The 21,416-nt window shown below is 62.0% G+C and carries 20 protein-coding genes; 6 read left to right on the plus strand and 14 right to left on the minus strand.

What is annotated here, in order from left to right; translation table 11 throughout:
• The first annotated feature begins 47 nt into the window (after positions 1 to 47).
• Together R5R73_RS14140 and R5R73_RS14145 are read left to right on the plus strand one after the other, a co-directional pair.
• Positions 48 to 2,960, plus strand: coding sequence for a valine--tRNA ligase (locus R5R73_RS14140; protein ID WP_322527851.1), 2,913 nt, complete (start codon positions 48 to 50; stop codon positions 2,958 to 2,960).
• Positions 2,961 to 3,143: 183 nt separating this feature from the next.
• Positions 3,144 to 3,851, plus strand: a complete 708-nt coding sequence (locus tag R5R73_RS14145; protein WP_322527852.1) for a phosphatase PAP2 family protein — start codon at positions 3,144 to 3,146, stop codon at positions 3,849 to 3,851.
• Positions 3,852 to 3,882: 31 nt separating this feature from the next.
• Here R5R73_RS14145 and R5R73_RS14150 read toward each other — a convergent pair whose 3' ends face one another.
• Positions 3,883 to 5,187 carry a GGDEF domain-containing protein gene (locus R5R73_RS14150; protein ID WP_322527853.1) on the minus strand — a complete coding sequence of 435 codons (1,305 nt, stop codon included), beginning with the start codon at positions 5,185 to 5,187 and terminating at the stop codon, positions 3,883 to 3,885.
• Between the two features lie 146 nt (positions 5,188 to 5,333).
• On the opposite strand from R5R73_RS14150, the gene R5R73_RS14155 reads away from it, so the two are divergent.
• Positions 5,334 to 5,735, plus strand: coding sequence for a DoxX family protein (locus R5R73_RS14155; RefSeq protein ID WP_071229982.1), 402 nt, complete (start codon positions 5,334 to 5,336; stop codon positions 5,733 to 5,735).
• Between the two features lie 19 nt (positions 5,736 to 5,754).
• On the opposite strand, the gene R5R73_RS14160 is transcribed toward R5R73_RS14155, so the two are convergent.
• From R5R73_RS14160 to metE, 6 genes are all read right to left on the minus strand, one after another.
• A complete protein-coding gene (locus tag R5R73_RS14160) occupies positions 5,755 to 6,444 on the minus strand; it encodes a uracil-DNA glycosylase family protein (RefSeq protein ID WP_322527854.1) in 690 nt (229 codons plus the stop codon).
• Positions 6,445 to 6,627: 183 nt separating this feature from the next.
• Positions 6,628 to 7,101 (minus strand): TspO/MBR family protein, encoded by a 474-nt coding sequence (locus R5R73_RS14165; RefSeq protein WP_322527855.1) that lies wholly within the window; start codon positions 7,099 to 7,101, stop codon positions 6,628 to 6,630.
• Between the two features lie 5 nt (positions 7,102 to 7,106).
• A complete protein-coding gene (locus tag R5R73_RS14170; protein ID WP_303853595.1) occupies positions 7,107 to 7,547 on the minus strand; it encodes a VOC family protein in 441 nt (146 codons plus the stop codon).
• A gap of 183 nt (positions 7,548 to 7,730) precedes the next feature.
• Entirely contained in the window at positions 7,731 to 8,339 is a 609-nt protein-coding gene (locus R5R73_RS14175; protein WP_322527856.1) for an FMN-dependent NADH-azoreductase, read from the minus strand.
• A 173-nt stretch (positions 8,340 to 8,512) separates the two neighbouring features.
• The gene (locus tag R5R73_RS14180; RefSeq protein ID WP_322527857.1) at positions 8,513 to 9,298 is read right to left on the minus strand and encodes a C-type lysozyme, inhibitor; all 786 of its coding nucleotides are present in this window, start codon (positions 9,296 to 9,298) and stop codon (positions 8,513 to 8,515) included.
• 253 nt (positions 9,299 to 9,551) lie between these two features.
• A complete protein-coding gene (gene metE, locus R5R73_RS14185; RefSeq protein ID WP_322527858.1) occupies positions 9,552 to 11,855 on the minus strand; it encodes a 5-methyltetrahydropteroyltriglutamate--homocysteine S-methyltransferase in 2,304 nt (767 codons plus the stop codon).
• Positions 11,856 to 11,980: 125 nt separating this feature from the next.
• On the opposite strand from metE, the gene R5R73_RS14190 reads away from it, so the two are divergent.
• On the plus strand, positions 11,981 to 12,913 hold the full coding sequence (locus R5R73_RS14190; protein WP_322527859.1) for a LysR family transcriptional regulator: 933 nt from the start codon (positions 11,981 to 11,983) through the stop codon (positions 12,911 to 12,913).
• Positions 12,914 to 12,961: 48 nt separating this feature from the next.
• Here R5R73_RS14190 and R5R73_RS14195 read toward each other — a convergent pair whose 3' ends face one another.
• The 6 genes from R5R73_RS14195 to R5R73_RS14220 form a co-directional block, all read right to left on the minus strand.
• The gene (locus R5R73_RS14195; RefSeq protein WP_322527860.1) at positions 12,962 to 14,596 is read right to left on the minus strand and encodes an ATP-binding protein; all 1,635 of its coding nucleotides are present in this window, start codon (positions 14,594 to 14,596) and stop codon (positions 12,962 to 12,964) included.
• Between the two features lie 67 nt (positions 14,597 to 14,663).
• The gene (locus R5R73_RS14200) at positions 14,664 to 15,383 is read right to left on the minus strand and encodes a response regulator transcription factor (protein WP_087718461.1); all 720 of its coding nucleotides are present in this window, start codon (positions 15,381 to 15,383) and stop codon (positions 14,664 to 14,666) included.
• Positions 15,384 to 15,726: 343 nt separating this feature from the next.
• A complete protein-coding gene (locus R5R73_RS14205) occupies positions 15,727 to 16,263 on the minus strand; it encodes a carboxypeptidase-like regulatory domain-containing protein (protein ID WP_322527861.1) in 537 nt (178 codons plus the stop codon).
• 225 nt (positions 16,264 to 16,488) lie between these two features.
• Positions 16,489 to 17,013: a retropepsin-like aspartic protease family protein gene (locus R5R73_RS14210; RefSeq protein ID WP_087718516.1), complete on the minus strand. Its 525-nt coding sequence runs from the start codon at positions 17,011 to 17,013 to the stop codon at positions 16,489 to 16,491.
• A 72-nt stretch (positions 17,014 to 17,085) separates the two neighbouring features.
• Positions 17,086 to 17,709 (minus strand): YbhB/YbcL family Raf kinase inhibitor-like protein, encoded by a 624-nt coding sequence (locus R5R73_RS14215; protein ID WP_087718459.1) that lies wholly within the window; start codon positions 17,707 to 17,709, stop codon positions 17,086 to 17,088.
• A gap of 167 nt (positions 17,710 to 17,876) precedes the next feature.
• A complete protein-coding gene (locus tag R5R73_RS14220; protein ID WP_256961118.1) occupies positions 17,877 to 19,121 on the minus strand; it encodes an alpha-hydroxy acid oxidase in 1,245 nt (414 codons plus the stop codon).
• 335 nt (positions 19,122 to 19,456) lie between these two features.
• Between R5R73_RS14220 and R5R73_RS14225 the strand changes: the two genes are divergently transcribed.
• The gene (locus R5R73_RS14225; RefSeq protein ID WP_322527862.1) at positions 19,457 to 19,675 is read left to right on the plus strand and encodes a hypothetical protein; all 219 of its coding nucleotides are present in this window, start codon (positions 19,457 to 19,459) and stop codon (positions 19,673 to 19,675) included.
• Positions 19,676 to 19,708: 33 nt separating this feature from the next.
• On the opposite strand, the gene R5R73_RS14230 is transcribed toward R5R73_RS14225, so the two are convergent.
• Positions 19,709 to 20,431 (minus strand): extensin family protein, encoded by a 723-nt coding sequence (locus R5R73_RS14230; protein WP_322527863.1) that lies wholly within the window; start codon positions 20,429 to 20,431, stop codon positions 19,709 to 19,711.
• Positions 20,432 to 20,637: 206 nt separating this feature from the next.
• Here R5R73_RS14230 and R5R73_RS14235 point away from each other — a divergent pair, with 206 nt between their 5' ends.
• Entirely contained in the window at positions 20,638 to 21,414 is a 777-nt protein-coding gene (locus R5R73_RS14235; protein WP_322527864.1) for an EAL domain-containing protein, read from the plus strand.
• The last annotated feature ends 2 nt before the right edge of the window (positions 21,415 to 21,416 follow it).

Genomic DNA, 21,416 nt, shown 5'->3' on the forward strand with positions numbered 1-21,416 from the left:
TCGCCGTGCCGCGTGTCGTCGTCACCGATTCGAGCCCGATAGCCGCCATGGACAAGACGTACCAACCCGATCAGATCGAAACCCGCTGGTATGAAAGCTGGGAAGCCGACAACCGCTTCGCGCCGAGCGGAGAAGGCGAGCCCTTCTCGATCATGATTCCGCCGCCCAACGTGACCGGCAGCCTGCACATGGGTCACGCGTTCCAGGACACGATCATGGATACGCTGGTGCGTTGGAAGCGCATGCGCGGCGGCAACACGCTATGGCAGGTCGGCACCGACCACGCCGGCATCGCCACCCAGATGCTGGTGGAGCGCAAGCTGGCTGCGGAAACCGGCCAGACGCGCCACGATCTGGGGCGCGAGGCGTTCATCGACAAGATCTGGGAGTGGAAGGAAGAGTCCGGCGGGCACATTACCCGCCAGCTGCGCCGCATGGGCGCCAGTGTCGACTGGAGCCGCGAACGCTTCACCATGGACGATGGCTTCTACAAGGCAGTGCAGGAAGTCTTCGTGCGCCTGCATGACGAGGGGCTGATCTATCGTGGCAAGCGCCTGGTCAACTGGGACCCGACGCTGCACACCGCGATCTCCGATCTCGAGGTGGAAAACCGCGAGCAGCAGGGCCAGTTCTGGCACTTCCGCTATCCGCTGGCCGATGGCGTCACGACCGCCGACGGCAAGGATTACCTGGTCGTCGCCACCACCCGCCCGGAAACACTGCTGGGCGATACCGGCGTGGCGGTCAATCCGGAAGATCCGCGCTATGCGTCGCTGATCGGCAAGTTCATCGAGCTGCCGCTGGTCGGCCGCCGCATTCCGATCATCGCCGACGAGCACGCCGACATGGAAAAGGGCTCGGGCTGCGTCAAGATCACCCCGGCCCACGACTTCAACGACTACGAGGTCGGCAAGCGCCACGATCATGCGCTGATCAATGTCTTCTCGAAAGACGCGACCATTCTCGAACGCGCCGAAGCGTTCGATCTGCAGGGGCGGCGGCTGCCCGATGTCGACGATACCCTGCCCGCCGCCTATGCCGGCCTGGATCGCTACGTCGCGCGGGAGCGCATCGTCGCCGACATGGAGGCCGCCGGCCTGCTCGAGCAGATCGAGACGGTCACCAACACCCTGCCCTACGGCGATCGCTCCGGTGACGTCATCGAACCGCTGTTGACCGACCAGTGGTTCGTCGCCGTCGAGAAGCTGGCCAAGCCGGCCATCGAAGCCGTCGAGAATGGCGATATCGAGTTCGTCCCCAAGAACTACGAGAACATGTACTTCGCCTGGATGCGCGACCTGCAGGACTGGTGCATCTCGCGCCAGCTGTGGTGGGGTCATCGCATTCCGGCCTGGTACGACGCCGACGGCAACGTGTTCGTGGCCCGCACCGAGCAGGAAGCGCGCGAGAAATACGACATTGCCGGCGATGTGACGCTGACCCAGGACGACGACGTGCTCGATACCTGGTTCAGCTCCGGACTGTGGACCTTCGGCACTCTTGGCTGGCCCGAGAAGACACCGGAACTCGAGACCTTCCACCCCACCAGCGTGCTGGTCACCGGTTTCGACATCATCTTCTTCTGGGTCGCGCGCATGATCATGCTGACCGGCCACTTCACTGGCGAAGTGCCGTTCAAGACCGTCTATGTCCACGGTCTGGTGCGCGACGCCCAAGGTCAGAAGATGTCGAAATCCAAGGGCAACGTGCTCGACCCGATCGACCTGATCGACGGCATCGACCTGGAAACGCTGGTAGCCAAGCGTACCGGCAACATGATGCAGCCGCAGAAGGCGCGCGCAATCGAGAAAGCGACCCGCAGCGAGTTTCCTGACGGCATCGAGTCGCACGGCACCGACGCGCTGCGTTACACCTTCCTGTCGCTGGCGACCACCGGTCGCGACATCAAGTTCGACATGGGCCGCCTCGACGGTTACCGCAACTTCTGCAACAAGCTGTGGAACGCTTCGCGCTACGTGCTGATGAATGCCGAGGGTCAGGATGTCGGACTTGGTGGCGAGCCCGTCGAGCTGTCGCTGGCCGACCGCTGGATCATTTCGCGCCTGCAGCAGACCGAAGCCCAGGTCACCAGGGCGCTGGAAGAGTACCGCTTCGATCACGCTTCCCAGGCGCTCTACGACTTCGTCTGGAACGAGTATTGCGACTGGTATCTGGAGCTCTCCAAGCCAGTGCTGTGGGAGGATGACGTACAGGGAGGTACTAATGCCGCGGGAGACAGGATGTCGGGAGCGGCCGAGCTGGAAAAAAGAAAGCGCGGCACTCGCCGCACGCTGGTCCGCGTGCTGGAGGTGATCCTGCGCCTGGCGCATCCGATGATGCCGTTCATCTCCGAGGAGATCTGGCAACGCGTCGCGCCGCTGGCCGGCACGCTTGCGCAAACGGCGGATGCCGGCAGCGCAAGCCTGATGAACCAGCCCTGGCCGGAAGCCGATGCATCGCGCATCGACGAGCAGTCGATCCGCGATATCGAATGGCTCAAGGGCGTGATCGTTGCGGTGCGCAACATCCGCGCCGAGATGAACATCGCGCCCGGCAAGCCGCTGGATGTGCTGCTGACCAAGGGTGACGCCGGCGATCGCGACCGCCTCGAGGCCAACCGCCTGTTCCTCTCCAAGCTGGCCAAGCTGCAAAGTGTCAGTTGGCTCGACGATCCGGCACAGGCACCGCTGTCGGCGACGCAACTGGTCGGCGACATGGAAGTGCTGGTGCCGATGGCCGATCTGATCGACAAGGACGCGGAACTTGCGCGACTCGCCAAGGAGATCGACAAGCAGGACAAGCTGATCGTCGGCATCGAGAAGAAGCTCGGCAACGAAAGCTTCACCGCCAAGGCACCGGAAGCGGTCGTCGAGAAGGAACGCGGCAAGCTCAAGGAGTATCTGGCGGCGCGTCAGGTGCTGGTCGAGCAGCGGACCAAGATCGCCGAACTCGACGGCTGACCTGTCGCTACCACCGCGCCTCGAGCCCTCGACAGTTCATCGAGGGCTTTTTTCATTCTAGCGAGACCAGAGTCGGCGCGGCGAAACGTCATAGCGGGATATTCACGGGCAAGTTTTAGAACACTGTTCCTTATGTGATTCTTAAATTATACTCCTCGCAAACGAATTATCTGCGAGCGTTCGATGAACATACAGTGGAAGCGCCTGTTAGGGCTCAATGTGACCGGCCTGCTCTTGCTGCTCAGTTGGGCGCTGCCCCACGGGCTACCCTGGACCGACCTGGACGACAGGATCTTCTGGGCCTTCAACCAGTGGATCACGCCGGAAAACGGGCTTTGGGACGATCTGCTGGCGCTGCTCAACACGCGCTTCTTCGACGCCGCCTCGTTCGGCGTCATGGGGGTGTTGTTCACCATCGCCATGCGTCGGGATCCGCATCCTGACCGCCTGCGTCGCTGGTTCAGCATCGGCGTGACGATGCTGCTGACCGCCGGCGTCATCGCGATCGTGACCAACAAGGCCATTACCTATGGGCACCCCAGCCCGACACGATTCTTCGCGCACGCCGCTCGCCTGACGGATATCGTCTCGATACCCACCAAGGATTCGGCGTCGAACAGTTTCCCCGGCGACCATGGGCTGATGTTGATGATCTTCGCCGGATTCATGCTGCGCTTTGCCGATCGCCGCACCGCCGCCTGGAGCGGTGCCTTCGTGCTACTGCTGAGCGCACCCCGGATCATGGTCGGCGCGCACTGGTTCAGCGACGTCTATATGGGCGCGCTGAGCATCGCCCTGCTCGCGCTACCGTGGATTCTTTGCACGCCGCTCGCAGCCGGCATGACGGCGCTGGTTCAGCGAGGGCTACAGCGCCTGCCCATCGCTCGTTGAATCCGGTCAGTTAACCGACCCGTCGAATCGCTCAGGCATCGCCAGTTTCCAGCGCGCGCTCGACCCCTTGCACCAGACGCTCCGCATTATCCGATGCCGTCTTGTCCGTGCACCCTTCGGTCACCATTCGGTCGCGTCCCGTGTCCTTGGCGGCATAGAGCCGGCGATCGGCCAATTCGATCAGATCTTGCAGCTGTGACTCCTCGTTCGACGTCGCGATGCCCATCGAGAGTGTCACCGGCAGATTGATATCATCGAACCGACAAGGATGAAGCGCCAGCCGTTTGCGGATCCGCGTGACTGCCGCGATGGCATCGTGCTTGCTCGTATCGGGCAATAGCAACAGGAACTCTTCGCCTCCGACTCGCCCAACGCTATCTTCATCACGTAGCGACTGCCGCAGCAGACGAGCCAAGTGACGAAGCACGGCGTCACCCGCAGTGTGGCCGTGATTGTCGTTGATGTTCTTGAAGTGATCGGCGTCCACCAGCACGACGACGAAATCACGCTGGGCTCTCCAGCAGAACGAGGCACGCTCGAAGATGGCGCGGCGATTGAGCACGCGAGTCAGGGAATCATGCATGGCATCACGTCGATAGCGATATTCATGGCGATCGGTGATCGCCAACATACGCAGGATCACTACGCACAGCATGACGAAGACCAGCCCCAGCCCCAAATCGGAGAGCAGCACATCGACCGTCGATAACGTCGCGTCCGTGCCGTACAGCGGAGGCAGACGGAGTACGCCAAAAGATAGCGCAATCAAACAGCCGGTAGCCAAGATCTTGGTGCGTCTTCTGAGATCAGCAAGCATCAGCTCGACTTCGGCGAACAGCAGATAGTAGATCAAGCTGGATGAGTCAGCGGTGATGGCGATCCCGATGATGACGAAGATCAGGAAGGTAGATAGCTTGATCGTCAACGCCGTGGCCACGAAGAGCCGACGATGCAATACAAGGGCTACCACATAACCTGCCAGACAGAGTAGATTGAGCCCACCTAGCAGCGGACGATCGACCAGATACAACACAGGCGCTACTGCCAGTTGCAGACAGAAAGCGAGCAGATAGATTTCAGCCATGATCTCGAAGCTACGCCGACGCTCTGCCGGGAGAGAATCAGGCGCCTCGGTACATTTCCGCCAGAACTCGGTACCTTTCTGCCGGATAGAAAGAAACAAGCTGCGCATTGGCGACTCATTATTGTGCTTGGGTATGACCCGTTTTTTGCAGGGGCTCTTCGTAGGCCTGGCTTGGTCGAAACGCCAATCACCCAAGCTGCGGGCTGACACAGTACCGGGAAGAGAGTGGCCGAGTATCACTGCTTTTGACAAAAATTAACATTGTCAAAATCACGTACAACATTGTAGTCCAGGTCTTACAATTCGCTAACCATTTCCTATAGCCGTGAATCAGGACGAGTTCTGGTAGCCTAGACGCGCCGACACGGCACTGGACTTGGCTAATACGGAAATTTCCTATGCGTTTTCTGCACAACGACGATCTGGGCAAACTGCTGCTACGACTGTGTGTCGGTGCTCTGATCCTGCTTCACGGCATCAGCAAGCTGATGGACCCCACGAGTCTCAACGGCATTGCCCAGCAACTGGCGGGGATGGGCCTGCCGTCGTTCGTCGCCTATGGCGTGCTGATTGGCGAGATCGTCGCGCCGCTGATGGCTATCGTCGGTTGGCAGGCAAGAATTGGCGGGCTATTGATGGCAGTCAACATGGTCGTGGCGCTGATTCTCGTCCATACCTCCCAACTGTGGACTCTCAACAGCCAGGGCGGCTGGACGCTGGAACTGCAGGGCATGTTCCTGTTCGGTGCACTGGCGATCATGTTCCTGGGAAGCGGGCGCATGGCAGCCAGACCCGACTGACGGGTAGCGCAGGGCAACCTCATCCGATCTTCAAATCCGCCAGCCGCTGAGCCAGCAACTCGGGAAAGCGCTTGAACCAGCGCTGGTTGAGCGGCGAAGGATGAGGCAACGGCGCGAGAACGAAGCGCTTGGTCTCCCCATCGTCCAGAGTCAGTTGGGTGACATGCGTCGCCGTGAAGCGGTCCTCTCGCGACCAGAAGGCCTCCAGCGCATCCCGGACCTCCCGGGACTGCCCGATACCAAACCAGAGAAACGCCTCTCGCCCCAGCGTGATCACCCGGTCACCGTCCCATTGTCGAGTCAGCAGTGCCGCCACCAATGGCTGGAAGCGGCGCTTTACGGCCATGGACCAGGCCTTGTTGCCCACCGGCTTGTAGGGAACGGTATTGATCCAGAACAGGTCGTCCCCCACCGTCAGTGACGCCTCGAAGTCCGGAAGCGGTTGTCCGTGGCGGTGACGATAGAGCGCCTCCCGCACCTTTTGCCCGCCAGCGCCGACGAACGGCAACCCCACTTCGACTTCCTTCTTGCCGGGATCCCGCCCGAACACGGCGAGCTTGGCGTTTTTGGGCCCGAGGCCGACGATCGGTGCCAGCGGATCGCGATCGAACTGGCGATAGACGTCGCGATCCAGCCGATCGAGTTCGGCGGCTTCCTGGCGCATGGCCTTGTCGATCTCGGCCGGCAGGGGTTGAGCTTGATGATTCATGCGCTGTCCTTAGCCATCAATAGTCCTTAGCCAAGAGTCCTTAACCAAGAGTTCTTAGCCGATAGTCCTTAACTAATAGTTCTTAGCCGATAGTTCTGACCATCGATAGATCCTGGCCATCAACAGGGCCTGGCCATCGATAAATACTGGCCCTGAATAGACCGACCATCGAGCTGCCGGCCTTCAGTTCCATGGCGCGTTGAGTACCAGCACTCCGGCATTCAGATAGGCCGCGAAACCGGCCCACACCAGATAAGGCAACAGCAAGCCGGCAGCGAGGCGTGAATGGCGCGAGAAGGTCACGATCGTCCAGACGATCAACCCCCACAGCAGAAGCAGATCGAGCAGGCCGATCAGCATCCAGTGGGCTGCGAAGAACAGCCACGACCAGAGGCCGTTGGCGATCAGTTGCAGCACGAAAGGCAACAGCGCCTTTCCGCGTTCGTCGCGCGGCGCAACCAGCGTCACCTTCCAGGCCGCCACGGCCATCATCAGATACAGCAGCGTCCAGGCGACAGGGAACAGCCAGTCAGGCGGCGTCAGTGGCGGTTTGGCAAGCGCGGCGTACCACTCGCCGGGCGGCGCCAGAATGCCGCTGCTGGCAGCGATCGCCACCAGCAGCAACCAGCCGCAGAAGAGACGACTCGAGCGACTCACGGCAATTACCAGCTACCCGTGTTTTCCATCGAGGCCCACGGCTCCTGCGGCGCCAGGGCGTCGCCTTTCTGCAGCAGTTCGATGGAGATGCCGTCCGGCGAACGCACGAAGGCCATGTGGCCGTCTCGCGGCGGACGATTGACGGTGACGCCACCCGCCTGCAACTTCTCGCACAGCGCGTAGATATCATCGACCCGATAGGCCAGATGGCCGAAGTTGCGCCCCCCGGTGTACTCTTCCGGGTCCCAGTTGTAGGTCAGTTCGACCATAGGCGACTGCTCGGCCTTGGCGCGCGGCGTATCGTTGGGCGTTGCCAGAAACACCAGCGTGAAGCGCCCTTTCTCGCTCTCCTTTCGCGAGACTTCCTGCAGTCCCAGCAGATCGCAGTAGAAGTGCAGCGAGGCGTCGAGATCGGCGACGCGAACCATCGTGTGCAAATATTCCATGACATCTTCCTGATTCGTCAAAACGTTGAACCATTCTATGGTAGACCACGACCGACGTCCGGTGAATCGTGGACCGGCCTACCGCCTATCTCGCCATCGGCGAACGCTCCGGAAGGCAGACGAAAAGGCCCGACATCATCGATATCGGGCCTTCGACGTCATGGCGACCGGACCATCAGGTGTTCAGAAACGCCTTGCCACGTACTGACCGATCGCCTGCTGAGCCTCTTTGAGCGACTGCTGCTTGCGATCCTCGCCCATATTCAAGCCTTCCGCGTAGATCGTGTGCACGTCCTCAATACCCATCAGGCGAAGCATGTGCTTGAGATGCGGAGTCTGGGAGTCCATCTCGGTGCCGGCGTACATGCCGCCGCGCGCCGCCAGGATCAGACCGGACTTGCCCTCGAGCAGCCCCACCGGCCCGTTGGCGGTGTACTGGAAGGTCTTGCCGGCACGCAGGATACGATCGAACCAGGACTTGAGCTGGCTAGGGATGCCCAGGTTGTAGAGCGGCACGGCCAGCACCAGCACGTCACTGGCTACCACTTCCGCCAGCAGGTCGTCGGAGATCCGCGCCAGCGCCTGCTGATCGGCGCTGCGTTCGCCGGGCTCGGTCATCCAGCTCGTCATTTCGGCGCCGGTCAGGTGCGGCAGTGCCTGCTCGACCACGTTGCGCTCGACGAGCTCGACGTCACGGCCTTCCAAAGCCGACTTGAAGGATGCTGCCAGCGCGCTGGACTGGCCGCCTTCGCCGAACAGGGAACTGGTGATGAGAAGAATGCGCTGCGCCATGAAACTGCCTCCAATGTGGGTTGCACTACAGCGAGATGCCGCTACCTGACGGCTACATGGGAGGCATTATTCATTGTGGTTTTTGGAATGAAAACCGCGAAATATGGCATGAAACGTTCGATCGCATCGATTCTTTCCGATCTCCGCCATGACGGCCCCGCCGCCATCTGCCATCAACGGCTGGCTTCGACGCCTTGTCCGCAACCGTGGAACTCCCGGTCGCCATAGCGCAGCGTCACCTTGACCGGCCACGGTTTGCCACTCATGTCATCGAAGCAGGCGCCGGCTCGCAGATCCAGCTCCATGGGGTATCGTCCGCTGTCGCTGACCAGCACCATGCGTGCCTCGCTACCGTTCTGCACCGAGGCGACCCGGTAGTCGAAGGTATCCTCGGCCTGGCCGTAGTCGGACACCAGCGTCAGCGAGTGGCTGTTGCGATCCAGGGACAGGTTCCAGCCCGGTTCGTTGCCGCTGGCGTAGAAAATGCTTTCGGGGTGTTCCTGCCGCGTGGTCGTCTTGCGCTCACTGGCCAGGGTACAGACCAGCCGCCCGTTGTCGCTCTCGACGCGGGCATCGCGCCCCTGGCGCCAGAATGATAGGCCCCCGAGCTGGTAGCGCGAGCCGGTGCCGACCACGGCACTGGGCAGCTCGGTTTCCCCCAGCGCCGTCCACAATCGCAGCCGCCGATCGTCGGGCGTGGTCGTCACCAGATCCTGCGACGGCGTGCAGCGCCAGGCGGTAAAGGTTTCCCCTCCATCGGCAAAGAAGGCGCTTGGCATCAGCGGTGACTTGAGCGTATCCAGCCCTGACGGCGGCGCGGTGGAAGACACGTTTTGATGCCCGCCGCTGGCGCAACCCGCGAGCATGAGCATGCCGGCCGACAGCGTCAGCCAGCGAACCGATGAACGATGACGATAGAGGGCGCGGCGGTCTTTGCCAGCCTGAAGCGCTTTGGACATGAGCAAGGTTCCCGAGAGGTGTCTGGACACGGATAGCCGTCACAAAAAATCGCCGGGAGCGATTTTTGACGTCGCGCAGCGACGGCCCGGAGGGTGACCGCCAGGGATGGCAGGTCACAAAAAAGCGCCGCGAGATCGTCTCGCGGCGCAACGCTCAGCCTAACATGTCAGCGTCATCGATGGGCCAAACCCAGCGGCTGGCCAGACCCGGCGGCGGACCCGAACACAGTCCGTTCATCGTTGGAAAATCGCTTCACGTATAGCGCTTGCGCAACTCGCGCGCCGCCTCGACCATGTTGGCCAGTGCCGGCTCCACTTCGGCCCAGCCCCGCGTCTTGAGACCGCAGTCCGGATTGACCCAGAGCCGCTCGGCCGGGATCTTTTCCGCGGCCTTGACCATCAGATCGACCATCCAGGCACGCTCGGGAATGTTCGGCGAGTGGATGTCGTAGACGCCCGGCCCGATCTCGTTGGGCCCGATTTTGCTGGAATCACCGAAGTGCTGGAAGGCGTCCAGCAGTTCCATGCCGGAACGCGAGGTCTCGATGGTGATGACATCGGCATCCATGGCGGCGATAGCGCCGATGATGTCGTTGAACTCCGCATAGCACATGTGGGTGTGGATCTGCGTCTCGTCGGCCACCACGGCAGCGCTCAGCTGGAAGCACTCCACCGCCCAGTCGAGATATGCCTGCCATTCGGCCTGGCGCAACGGCAGCCCTTCCCGCAGCGCCGGTTCGTCGATCTGGATGATGGCAATACCGGCGCGCTCGAGATCGGCGACCTCGTCACGCAGCGCCAGCGCGATCTGTCGGCAGGTGGTGGCTCGCGGCTGATCGTCACGCACGAAGGACCACTGCAGGATCGTCACCGGCCCGGTGAGCATGCCTTTCATGGGCTTGTCGGTCAGCGACTGGGCGTACTCGCTCCAGCGCACCGTCATCGCTTCAGGCCGCGTCACGTCACCGAAGATCATCGGCGGCTTGACGCAGCGGGAGCCGTAGCTCTGTACCCACCCGTTCTGGGTGAAGGCGAAACCGTCGAGCTGCTCGCCGAAATACTCGACCATGTCGTTACGCTCGGCCTCGCCATGCACCGGCACATCGAGTCCCAGCTGTTGCTGGCGTTCGACCACCAGCGCGATCTCTTCGCGCATGCGGGCTTCGTAATCCGCCGCGTCCAGCTCGCCCCGCTTGAAGTCGCGGCGGGCCGCACGGATTTCCTGCGTCTGCGGGAAGGAGCCGATCGTGGTCGTCGGGAACAGCGGCAGATTCAGTCGCTCACGCTGTGCCGCGGCCCGAACCGTATAGACGCTGGCTCGACGCGTGTCGGCATCGCCGACCTTCGATAGACGCTCGGCAACCTGCGGCTTGTGAATGCGCTGTGACTCGCGCCGCGCCGCCAGGGCGCGACTGGCATCCTCGACGCGCTGACGATCCGCCGCCGTTTCCGCGCCGTCGAGCACATGGGCAAGCGTCACGACTTCATCCAGCTTCTGACGCGCGAACGCCAGCCAGCTTTTCAGCTCCGGATCGAGCTTGGTTTCGTTGTTCAGATCCACCGGCACATGGAGCAGCGAACAGCTCGGAGCCAGCCACAGCCGGTCGCCCAGGCGAGATCTGGCATCCTTGAGTTCACTGGCGAGACGTTCGAGATCGGCGCGCCAGATGTTGCGGCCGTCGATGGCTCCGACGGAAAGCACCTTGTAGGGCGACAGGCGATCGAGCACGGCCCTGAGCTGCTGCGGTGCCCGCACCAGATCCACGTGCAGCCCCTCGACCGGCAGCGATACCGCCAACCCCAGGTTGTCACCGAGGCCGCCGAAGTAACTTGCCACCAGCAGCTTGACCGGGGCCGATTGCAGCTGGTTGTAGGCGGATTCGAACGCGCGCTGCCACTCGCCCGGCAGATCCTGGACCAGCGCCGGCTCGTCCAGCTGCACCCATTCGACGCCGGCGTCGGCGAGCCGAGCCAGAATCTGGCCATAGGTCGCGACCAGATCGTCGAGCAACGAAAGGCGTTCGAGCCCCTCGCTCTTGGACTTGGCCAGCCACAGCCAGGTGACAGGGCCGGTCAGCGCCACCTTGACCGGATGCCCTTGCGCCTTGGCTTCGGCCACTTCCTCGAACAGCCGCTTGCTGGCAATCCGGAACGTCTGCCCTTCGTACAACTCCGGCACCAGATAGTGATAATTGGTGTCGAAATACTTGGTCATCTCGCAGGCCGGCGCCGGCTCGCCGGAGGGAGCGCGGCCCCGTGCCATGCGGAAACTGGTGTCGAGATCGACCTCCCCTTCGACGCTGCCGAAGCGTGGCGGCACCGCCCCCATCAGCACGGAAACGTTGAGCACCTGATCGTAGAAAGCGAAGTCACCGACGGTGACGACACCCAGGCCGGCGTCGATCTGGTCCTGCCAGTGCGCCTTGCGCAGTCGCGCGCCTTCCTTTTCGAGTCCGTCTCGGTCCAGCTCGCCCTTCCAGTAGGCTTCGACGGCTTTCTTCAATTCGCGATGCGCGCCGATGCGCGGATAGCCCAGAGTGTGCACCAGGGTGGTCATTTGTGGGGTCTCTCGGAGTTAACGGTTAGAATGGAGAAGATCATGGCTTGGCGGGCAGTCTCTCCGGCAACGCACCTTGAATCAAACGCGTTTATCTAATCCTCAACGTGAGCACAGTTCATCACATGCTCGAACTTCGCCATCTCCGCACGTTGATCGCTCTGCGTGACACCGGCTCGCTGGTCGAAGCGGCGGAGCGCGTTCACCTGACCCAGTCGGCGCTATCGCACCAGATCAAGGATCTCGAGTCGCGGCTCGGCATGCCATTGTTTGCCCGCAAGACGCGTCCGGTATCGTTCACCCGCGCCGGGGAACGGCTGCTGACCCTGGCCGAACAGGTGCTGCCCCAGCTGCGTCTGGCGGAATGCGATCTGGCACGGCTGGCCGGCCACGAACAGGGTCGCCTGCACATGGCGATCGAGTGCCACAGCTGCTTCCAGTGGCTGATGCCGACGATCGACCATTTCCGCGACCACTGGCCGGAGGTGGAAGTCGATATTCCCAGCGGCCAGAATTTCGATCTGCTGCCGGGGCTGACGCGCGAAGCGCTCGATCTGGTCATCACGGACAACCCTGAGCCGCTGCCGGGCGTGCACTACGCCCCCCTGTTCCGCTACGAAGGCCTGCTCGCCGTTTCCAAGCAGCACGCGCTGGCGACCCGAAGCTGGGTCGAGCCTTCGGATCTCGCCACGGAAACGCTCATCGTCTATCCGGTGGAGCACGCCCGTCTGGATGTCTTCACCCAGTTTCTCGATCCTGCCGGCGTACGCCCGCAGGAGATCCGCAGCGCCGAACTCACGGTGATGATGATGCAGCTGGTGGCGAGTGGCCGCGGAGTGTGCGCCCTGCCCAACTGGGCGCTGACGGAGTATCTGGAGCGGGATTACGTCAAGGCGCTGCCGCTGGGCAAGGACGGGGTGTGGAGCACGCTCTACGCGGCAGTGCGGGAGGACAATCTGGAACTGCCGTGGATGGAGGACTTCATCCGCACCGCAAGAGACACGTCGTTTGCGGTGCTCAGTGGCGTCAAGCCAGCCGGCACGCCGGACGACGCCTGACGATCGGGCGCTTACCGAAGCCGCGAATGGGGCAACCGCGAAGGGTCGTCAGACCGTCTCTTCGTCGAATGTCAGCGGCCGAATCGCCTCCCGGCCGTGTAGCGGCAGCAGCAGGCTGAAGCGAGCGCCGCCCAGGCTCTCGCTGCGATCGACCACGACATTGCCGCCGTGCCAGGCCATGATCTTCTGGACGATGGAAAGCCCCAGACCGTAGCCGCCCGAGCGTCGGGTGCGACTGTCGTCCAGCCGGGCGAACGGCTTGAAGATGGCGATGCGCTTCTCTTCCGGCACCCCGGGGCCATCGTCTTCGACATCGATGCGCACGGCTCGGGGTTCGCGATGGACCTTCACCACGACCTGATGCTCCGCATGCCGGCAGGCATTGGCGACCAGGTTCTGGACCGCCCGCTGCAGATAGCGCGGCTCCGCTTCCACCTCGAGCTCTTCGCCATCGGCAACGCGCAGTTCGAGGTGCGGGTGCAGCGGGCTCAACGTCTCCAGTACTCGCCAGGCGAGCGCGCGACACTCCAGGCTTTCCGTCTGCAGCGTCACGCCTTGGGCATTCTCGCTGTCGAGCTTGGCGTAGGTGAGGATTTCATCGATCAGCCGGTCGAGTTCGGCTATATCCTCATCGATCCCCGCCAGTTGGCGCTGCGCAACCTCGTCCTTGCTGAGATCTTCCAGCATCTGTACCGCAAAGCGAATGCGTGCCACCGGCGTACGCAGCTCGTGGGAGACGGCCCGAATCATCTCCTGCTGGCTGCGCAGCAGCGTCTGGACCTGTGCCGCCATGCCGTTGAGCGCCATGCCCAGACGACCGATGAAGTCGTTGCTGTCGACCCGCACTCTCGAGTTGAGATGACCTGCCGCGATGCGCGTCGCGGCCCGTTCGAGCCGCCCCACCCGGCCTTCGACGCCCCACACGATGAGATAGATGGCGCCGGCCAGCGTCGTCAGCACCATGATCAGCAGGGCCAGCGCCAGCGACAGCGGCATCGACTCGAAACTGGGCAGCGGGCCGATTCGCAACCAGCGATCCGGCCCGACCCGGGCGTGAATGTAGAGCGCACTCAGCCCCGTTTCGAGACGCACCACCACTTCGCCGGCGTCGAGACGCGTCGCCTGGATAGGATCGACATCCGTCGGCGGCGAAGTATAGAGACCAACCGGCATATGGAACTGCTGTTGGACGCGCGCCAGCCGGCGAGCCTGAATCTCCTCCTCTTCGCCGCTCAACCAGCTACGCAGCACTTCGGTGATACCACGAAGCTGCATCTCGTTGAGACTGTTGATCCGCGCCGCCAGCACCCAACTGGAGTTAGGCAGCTGGTACAGCGAGCGCCAGCCATCATCGATGGATTCGATCACCGGCCGGTTCTCACGCAGTCGCGCCCGCTCGAAGTAATTCAGCGACAGGTCATCGAGCTGGAACAATCCCAACGGCATGCCCAGTGTCGACGCCATCGACGCCAGCCAGTCATCGCGCTGCGCCAACGGCTGGCGGGAGACGAGATCGGAAAGCAGTGCCAGCGGGCCGCTGACGAGATTTTCCCGGTAGTGCTCCTGACGCACCTTGTCGACGACCAGGAAGCCGAACAGTACCAGCGCAAAGGTAATGACCAACGCCGCCAGCAGCGACACGTAGAATCGCAGGAAGGTGCTGTCGGTAAAGGAACGACGCATGTTGGATCTCGCGGGCAATGTCGGGCAAGTAGCAGGGGGAGACGGCGACCGCGATCGCCGCTCTCCCTCAACTGTCTCTCACGAACAGATACCCTTTGCTCCGTACGGTCTTGATGCGATGAGGGTGGTTGGGATCGTCGCCGATCTTGGGGCGAATGCGCGAAACGCGCACATCGATGGAACGATCCTGCCCGTCGTATTTGATTCCACGCAATTGGGAGAAGATCTCTTCACGCGTCAACACCCGGCCTGCGCTGTCGGCCAGTAGCCAGAGCAGGTCGAATTCCGCGCTGGTGAGGTCGATACGCTCCTCTTCCAGCCACGCCTCGCGAGTGGCGCTGTCGATGACCAGGTTGTCGAACGTCAGGCGCGTCGCCCCGCTCGAGGAAACTAGGCTATCGGCGCGACGCATCAACGCGCGCATGCGCGCCAGCAGCACTCGTGGCTGAACCGGCTTGGGAACGTAATCGTCGGCACCCATTTCCAGGCCCAGAACCTGATCCATGTCGTCGGTCCGTGCCGTCAACATCAGAATGGGGCCGGCATAATGCGGTCGTGCCCGACGGCAGATCGACAATCCATCCTCACCCGGCAGCATCAAATCGAGGATTACCATGTCCGGCTGCTCCTCGATGATGCGTTCCACCCCGTGGGCACCATCGTGCTCGAGCTCGACCTGGAAGCCGTTGGCCTCCAGATATTCGCGTGTCAGATGCGCCAGACGTTCGTCGTCTTCGATAATCAATACGCGATCTTGATGTGCAGTGCTGTCCAAGCTGTCATCCATCCCTTTGAGTTGGCCTCGAAACCCTGCATACCACGGTCTTGATTTATTATTGGCAGCTAACGGCATCAAGCGGCTTCAAGAGCCAGGCAGATATAATTCACCGTTACTGCGCTAATGTCTTAGATAATCAGCTATGCCTGAAGAGAGCCTAGCGGATTAAACAGCATCATACCCGAATTGTTCCCTTTGTAACCCGGTATCGGCAATGGACTACGCGGTTAATGGATAAATTCAGACAAGAGACCGATAAGGTTGGCTTACAAAAACGACAATGTCAGTAGCGCTTTGGCAAGCCATCTCGAGGCGCCAGGCGTTGCTGGCGCTCACCGACTCTATCCTGAACTCAGCGGCTCAAGTCCACGTCCCGCGTCTGCCCCTTGCCGAGTTCGATCTGCTTGATGATGATCGGACTGCGTGATTTGCCACCGGGAAGCAGCACGCTGCCGGCAACGTAGAACACGCCTGCAGGTATGCCTCTGACGACGAAATAGCCATTGTCGTCAGTCTTGGCGTAGTGCGTATATTCACGAGCACGGGAGTCGGCCGGTTCGATCTTGCGTCCCGAAAGCGCCACCTCGGCGGCTTCGGCCGCATAGCGCGTCGCTGGCGCCACCGAAACCGTCTCATCGGAACCCACGAGCGTCTGCCCATCCGACGTTCTATAGGTCAACCGCCCCTGGACGGCCGAGGTCCCGCGCTTTTCGAGCCGGGCATACTCCTCGGCAGGGAAGGGAATCTGGCGTTTCACCACGGCCTCATCGCTGCCGGAGCGATCGAAGATATCGGGCATCTGAAACGATCCCGTCGATAGACTTTCGCAACCTGCCAACGCCAGCATCATCAGCGCCAACACACCCACCCGAAGATTCCCTGCCACCATCGATTCTCTCCCTGACTGTCAATCACCGGCCGCAACGCAAGAGATGCTATCAGGTCAGCCCATTGTTTCCCGACGAACTGAAACCGGACGGCGATTATCCCGCGCCGCTTTCCTATGTCGATACTGGTGCAGAACGGTGATGCCTGTCGATATCGCCACGCTTCCGGTTCAGCCTCGCCTGCCGGCGAGGCCTCACGTTGACCCAGTATGGTTCAACTTATCCGTTTACCCGTCAGGCGGGCCGAGGATCATCCGGTCACCGCGTATCTGGATATCGAAGCGCCCCAGGAAGCTCATGCCCAGCAGCACGACGTCGTCATCGATACCGGCATGGATCGATCCCGGCACACGGCGGACCTGCAAGCCACCCAGCCTGACGCTGTCGAGCGTCGTCAGATGGCCATCGACGCGGCCATTGGCGGTAGTGAACGTGACCTCGCGCCCCGGCTCGAGCCCGAGGGATTCGGCAAGCGACCGAGAGAGGGAAACGTAGGTAGCGCCGGTATCGATCAAGAAGGTCACGTTCTGGCCGTCGATCTCGCCCGGCGCGACGAAGTGGCCGTAGGCGTTGCGCTCCAGCGTGACCGGGGCCTGCCCGACGGAAACGGCGCCGGCCAACTCGGCATTGGGCTGGCTGCGCCGCTGTTCCACGCCACGGAACCACCAACCCGCCAGCAACAGCAGCAGAATCCAGAACAGCACCATCATGCCGATGCCGGTTCGACGGACACCGCGAGAATCATTCTCCATGGCAACCATCGCACTGTTGCAGGCGAATCGCGCGGCGCCGCTTCGCCTCATGGCCTGGCGCCGTCATGAGGATCAGCGCAGGTCCGGGTTGAGGGTATAGGTTCCGGTGATGCTGGATTCCGCCAGCACGTGACCCGCCATCGCCTCGCGAACCTGCTCGCCGGTAAATTCTCCCGACAGACCCAGCGTGGGAATATCCAGCGCGAACACGCTGAAGGTATAGCGATGGACGATTTCATCGTTCCAGGGCGGGCAAGGCCCATCGTAGCCGCCGTAGACGCCGGCCATGTCCGGGTCGCCGGCCAGAAACCCGGTGTAGCCGTTGATTCCGCTGATGCCCTTGGCGGTCTGCCCAGGCGTCTTGCCCTTGGGGACCACGCCGTCGGCCATCTCGCCTTCCTCGATCAGGTTGACCTCGACGGGAATATCCACCAGTACCCAATGGTAGAAATCGACGCGCGGCAGGTCCGCGGGGAGTGTCTTGCCTTCCTGATTGACGTCGTCCGCCACGCCCGGCACATCGGGATCGGTCACTAGCAGCACGAAGCTCTGCGTGCCTTGCGGCGCGTCCAGCCAGCGCACTTCCGGGTTGCGGTTGTCGCTCAGGCGCATGTGCTGCTCGGGATCGGGTACGGCGAAAGCGAACTGCGCCGGAATCGGCTTGCCTTCCTCGATACCCTTGATGGTCAAACGCATGGGCCACTCCTCATCGATAGTGAAACAGGTATTGATCCCCGTACGGGCGCGCCATCGCAAACGGCTCCGGCGCACGCCGACGATTCACCGATAACCTTAAGTGCCCTCGCGGCTTTTGTCATGATCGGGCGCGGTGACGACCCATAGCGCCCAGGCGCATTGACGGCTCAGGATATCCGAGGGAGCGGATAGAGCCGGTCGGCGGTCATCTCTTCCAGCGAGTTGATGCCCAGCATCCCCAGGTTACGGTGCACCTCGGTCGCGAGAAGCGAAATGGCATGATCGACCCCGGCTTCTCCCGCCACCGCCGCGGCATAGTTGAACGGGCGGCCGACGAACACGAACTTCGCCCCCAGCGCCAGCGCTTTCAGCACATCGGAGCCGCGCCGAAAGCCGCTGTCGACCATCACGTCGAGACTCACGGCCGCGGCGATATCGGGCAGCACACGCAGCGGCGAGACATCACCGTCCAGTTGCCGCCCGCCGTGGTTGGAAACGATGATGCCATCGACACCCAGGGACTCGGCCTTGCGCGCATCCTCCACGGCCATGATGCCTTTCAGCACCAGCTTGCCGCCCCACTGCTCACGAATGCGGCGGATGTCCTCCCAATCGAGATGCTCCCGGCCGGAAAAGTCCCGCTCGACGTTCTTGGCGACGAGGGCAACGCCGCGCTCCGCACCGACATGCTCGAAATGCGGCATGCCGTGACGACGGATCGTGCGCAGGAAGGTACACAGCGCCCATTCGGGATGCGTTGCGCCTTGCCACAGCAGGCGAAGGTCGGGGCGAATCGGCGTCTTGTACCCGGTGCGCACGTTGTTTTCACGGCTCGGCACCACGGCGGAGTCGACCGTCACCACCAGCGTCTGGATTCCGGCACGAGCCACACGCGCCACCAGGGCATGAATGGATGCCGGATCGGGTGGCATGTAAGCCTGGTACCAGACATCGGGATTGACCTCGGCAATCGTCTCCAGCGCGATCAGTCCGGAGGCGCTGATGACCATGGGAATACCGGCCCGCCGGGCAGCGCTGGCCAGGCGAATGTCGCCACGGTAGGCGGTCAACGCGCTGACGCCCATCGGTGCGATGCCGAACGGCAGGGCATGTTCGCGCCCCATCAGCGAGGTTCTGGTCGTCCGCCCGCTGACATTGACCAGCGAGCGATGCACGAACCCGATCTCGCGAAAGGCCCGAAAATTGTCATCGTAGGAGGCATTGGTTTCCGCCGCACCGGCCACGTAACCGAAGATGGGCTTGGGCAGCACCCGCCTCGCGAAACGCTCGAAATCCGCCAGGCAGAGGATGTGTCGCAGACGTCGGCGAAACCACCAGCGCTCGAACCAGGAAATGCCGAGGTTCGAATTCACCGCATTTCGAAAACGGGGCTGGGGCTCCATCGCGCTCATGACACCACCCTTCTCGATGTCTGATGCGCAGCCGTGACCCTGGCAACATGGATCGGCGGGTCGAGCGGGAGCATGGCGTGTGAATACCGCACTGCAATCGGGTCCGAGGGCATCGGCGTTCTCCGGGAACGTCAAGGATATCGAGGGTGCCGACTCGACCTGAAAAGGCGATGCAGTCGACGATCAGGCGCTAAATTGTCATACATCATATTTACAGGGACAGTCGACTTTCGATGTATACGCCTGGATTCGATGGCTCCCGCTCCCGAGTTGCAGCGTGCCAGGTTTGTTTCTAGCCTGTAACCACACTTGATATGAGATAACTTATGTTAAGGATGACGTTTTTGACCCTGCTTCTCGCCCTCGGCCTTTCCGCATGCGGAACCTCGACCGGCGAGCGTGCGGCCAGCGGCGCGGGCGTTGGTGCCGCCGTCGGCGCGGGCGCGGCGGCTGCGACCGGAGGCGACGTCACTCAGGGTGCCGTGATCGGCGGCGGTGTCGGTGCAGCCACGGGCGCGGCAACCGACGAAGACGATGTCGACCTCGACGACTGAGCCGCCGCTGCGACTTCCCTGACTTGTTTCAGCCTAGCGGCAGAACGAAACGCCGCGCATGCCGAGATGAAAGTGATTGGCGTGCGCGGCATTGTAGTTCGGCCCCAGAGTGGTACCGAAATAGTGACAGGCACCCGCCTGAGCCGCTTCGAGAAACCGACCACGTTCGCCCCCGTCCCCCCAGTCCTCGAGTACGCTGATCCGACGCCCATCCTCGAGCCGGAAGGCCGCGACATCGAGTGCCGACGCCGTGGCATGCTCGCTGCGTCTGGCGTTCTCCCGATGGTAGATATTGCGGCATGCGAAAGAGCCGTAATGCTGCACGCGGGAAACACCCTCGCCGAAGATCTGCCGAGCCAACGGCTGCAGTTCGTGTCGTTCGTACATGGTCCAGGCCAGCGCCAGCGGGCAACTGGCCACGAAGCTCGAACTGAACGCGACCTGCGTGCTCGAGAGCCGAACCACGTTCTCGAGCGGGCAACCGGCCGCCGCGGTGTAATCCCCCAACGGGGTGTAATCGATATCCGTCGCCGTCTTCAACGCCGCAAGACACGCCTCCCGATCCCCGGATAGCGCTTTCAGCTTCCAGCGCGTGACCGGCGTCACGGGATCGCTCACGACCAGCGGCGCGAACGGGTTCCACTCCCGCGGGATCTGCCAGACTCCCTTGTCGAAAGCGACACCAACAGCGATCGCTATCAGACAAATCAGGGTGCTTGAAGATGGCCTTGAAGAAGGTTTTGAGGAAGGTTTCATGGACTCCGGCGAGCTGATAGCGGATTTTCGCGACGTCGGTAATCGGCGACGCATTGGATAGCGCGATTCACACTTTTCTGCTAAATCGGTGCTATTCGATCGTAGTCATATATTCTAAGCTTAGTTAACTTGCAGAAATGCTGACGAACGCATTTCAATTCGAGCAGAAAACAATCATTACCGTGCATGTCGTCAAGGAGGACACAATGCCGGGCTGTGCCAGACACGAGAACGTTTGCGGTCGCTGCGACGTACCGCTGGATTTCGAATTCACCATGGCATTTCAGCCACTGGTGAACATCGACGAGAGTCGAATCTATGGCTACGAAGCGCTGGTCAGGGGAAGCGGCGGGGAATCCGCCGGTTCGGTGCTGGCACGGGTCGACGACGCCAACCTCTACCGCTTCGATCAGGCTTGCCGGGTCAAGGCGATCGAAATGGCCCACGATCTTGGGGCCGAGGGGATGCTCTCGATCAACTTCCTGCCCAACGCGGTCTACGAACCGCAGGCATGCATCCAGGCCACGCTTGATACAGCCAGGCGTGTCGGCTGGCCGACAAGCCGGCTCTGCTTCGAAATCACCGAATCCGAAAGCGTCAAGGATCGATGCCATCTGCAGAACATCGTGACCAGTTATCACGAGATGGGGATGAAGACGGCGCTGGATGATTTCGGCACCGGATACGCCAATCTGGACCTGCTGGTCGACATCTCGCCAGACGTGCTGAAAATCGATCGCCATCTGGTCAGCGATATCCACCAGTCCCCCCGCCAGCAAAGAATTCTGGAACACATCATTACCCTGGCGCATCAGCTGGACATCACTCTGATCGCCGAAGGTATAGAAAAACTAGAAGAAGCTCGTTGGCTCTACCGCCACGGTATTGCCAGACAGCAGGGATACTGGTTTGCCAGACCGGCCGCAGGACAACTACCGGTTTGCCCCGAATCGCGCTTCGCGCTGGTTCGTGGCGAACACTGACG

Source organism: Salinicola sp. LHM, from assembly GCF_034479735.1.
Lineage (GTDB): Bacteria > Pseudomonadota > Gammaproteobacteria > Pseudomonadales > Halomonadaceae > Salinicola > Salinicola salarius.

Bases quoted from the DNA above. Each gene is read 5' to 3' on its own strand.
- R5R73_RS14140 (WP_322527851.1), top strand. From the start codon at position 48: ATGGACAAGACGTACCAACCCGATCAGATCGAAACCCGCTGGTATGAA.
- R5R73_RS14145 (WP_322527852.1), top strand. From the start codon at position 3,144: ATGAACATACAGTGGAAGCGCCTGTTAGGGCTCAATGTGACCGGCCTG.
- R5R73_RS14155 (WP_071229982.1), top strand. From the start codon at position 5,334: ATGCGTTTTCTGCACAACGACGATCTGGGCAAACTGCTGCTACGACTG.
- R5R73_RS14160 (WP_322527854.1), bottom strand. From the start codon at position 6,444: ATGAATCATCAAGCTCAACCCCTGCCGGCCGAGATCGACAAGGCCATG.
- R5R73_RS14170 (WP_303853595.1), bottom strand. From the start codon at position 7,547: ATGGAATATTTGCACACGATGGTTCGCGTCGCCGATCTCGACGCCTCG.
- R5R73_RS14175 (WP_322527856.1), bottom strand. From the start codon at position 8,339: ATGGCGCAGCGCATTCTTCTCATCACCAGTTCCCTGTTCGGCGAAGGC.
- R5R73_RS14180 (WP_322527857.1), bottom strand. From the start codon at position 9,298: ATGTCCAAAGCGCTTCAGGCTGGCAAAGACCGCCGCGCCCTCTATCGT.
- metE (WP_322527858.1), bottom strand. From the start codon at position 11,855: ATGACCACCCTGGTGCACACTCTGGGCTATCCGCGCATCGGCGCGCAT.
- R5R73_RS14190 (WP_322527859.1), top strand. From the start codon at position 11,981: ATGCTCGAACTTCGCCATCTCCGCACGTTGATCGCTCTGCGTGACACC.
- R5R73_RS14195 (WP_322527860.1), bottom strand. From the start codon at position 14,596: ATGCGTCGTTCCTTTACCGACAGCACCTTCCTGCGATTCTACGTGTCG.
- R5R73_RS14200 (WP_087718461.1), bottom strand. From the start codon at position 15,383: ATGGATGACAGCTTGGACAGCACTGCACATCAAGATCGCGTATTGATT.
- R5R73_RS14205 (WP_322527861.1), bottom strand. From the start codon at position 16,263: ATGGTGGCAGGGAATCTTCGGGTGGGTGTGTTGGCGCTGATGATGCTG.
- R5R73_RS14210 (WP_087718516.1), bottom strand. From the start codon at position 17,013: ATGGAGAATGATTCTCGCGGTGTCCGTCGAACCGGCATCGGCATGATG.
- R5R73_RS14215 (WP_087718459.1), bottom strand. From the start codon at position 17,709: ATGCGTTTGACCATCAAGGGTATCGAGGAAGGCAAGCCGATTCCGGCG.
- R5R73_RS14220 (WP_256961118.1), bottom strand. From the start codon at position 19,121: ATGAGCGCGATGGAGCCCCAGCCCCGTTTTCGAAATGCGGTGAATTCG.
- R5R73_RS14225 (WP_322527862.1), top strand. From the start codon at position 19,457: ATGACGTTTTTGACCCTGCTTCTCGCCCTCGGCCTTTCCGCATGCGGA.
- R5R73_RS14230 (WP_322527863.1), bottom strand. From the start codon at position 20,431: ATGAAACCTTCCTCAAAACCTTCTTCAAGGCCATCTTCAAGCACCCTG.
- R5R73_RS14235 (WP_322527864.1), top strand. From the start codon at position 20,638: ATGCCGGGCTGTGCCAGACACGAGAACGTTTGCGGTCGCTGCGACGTA.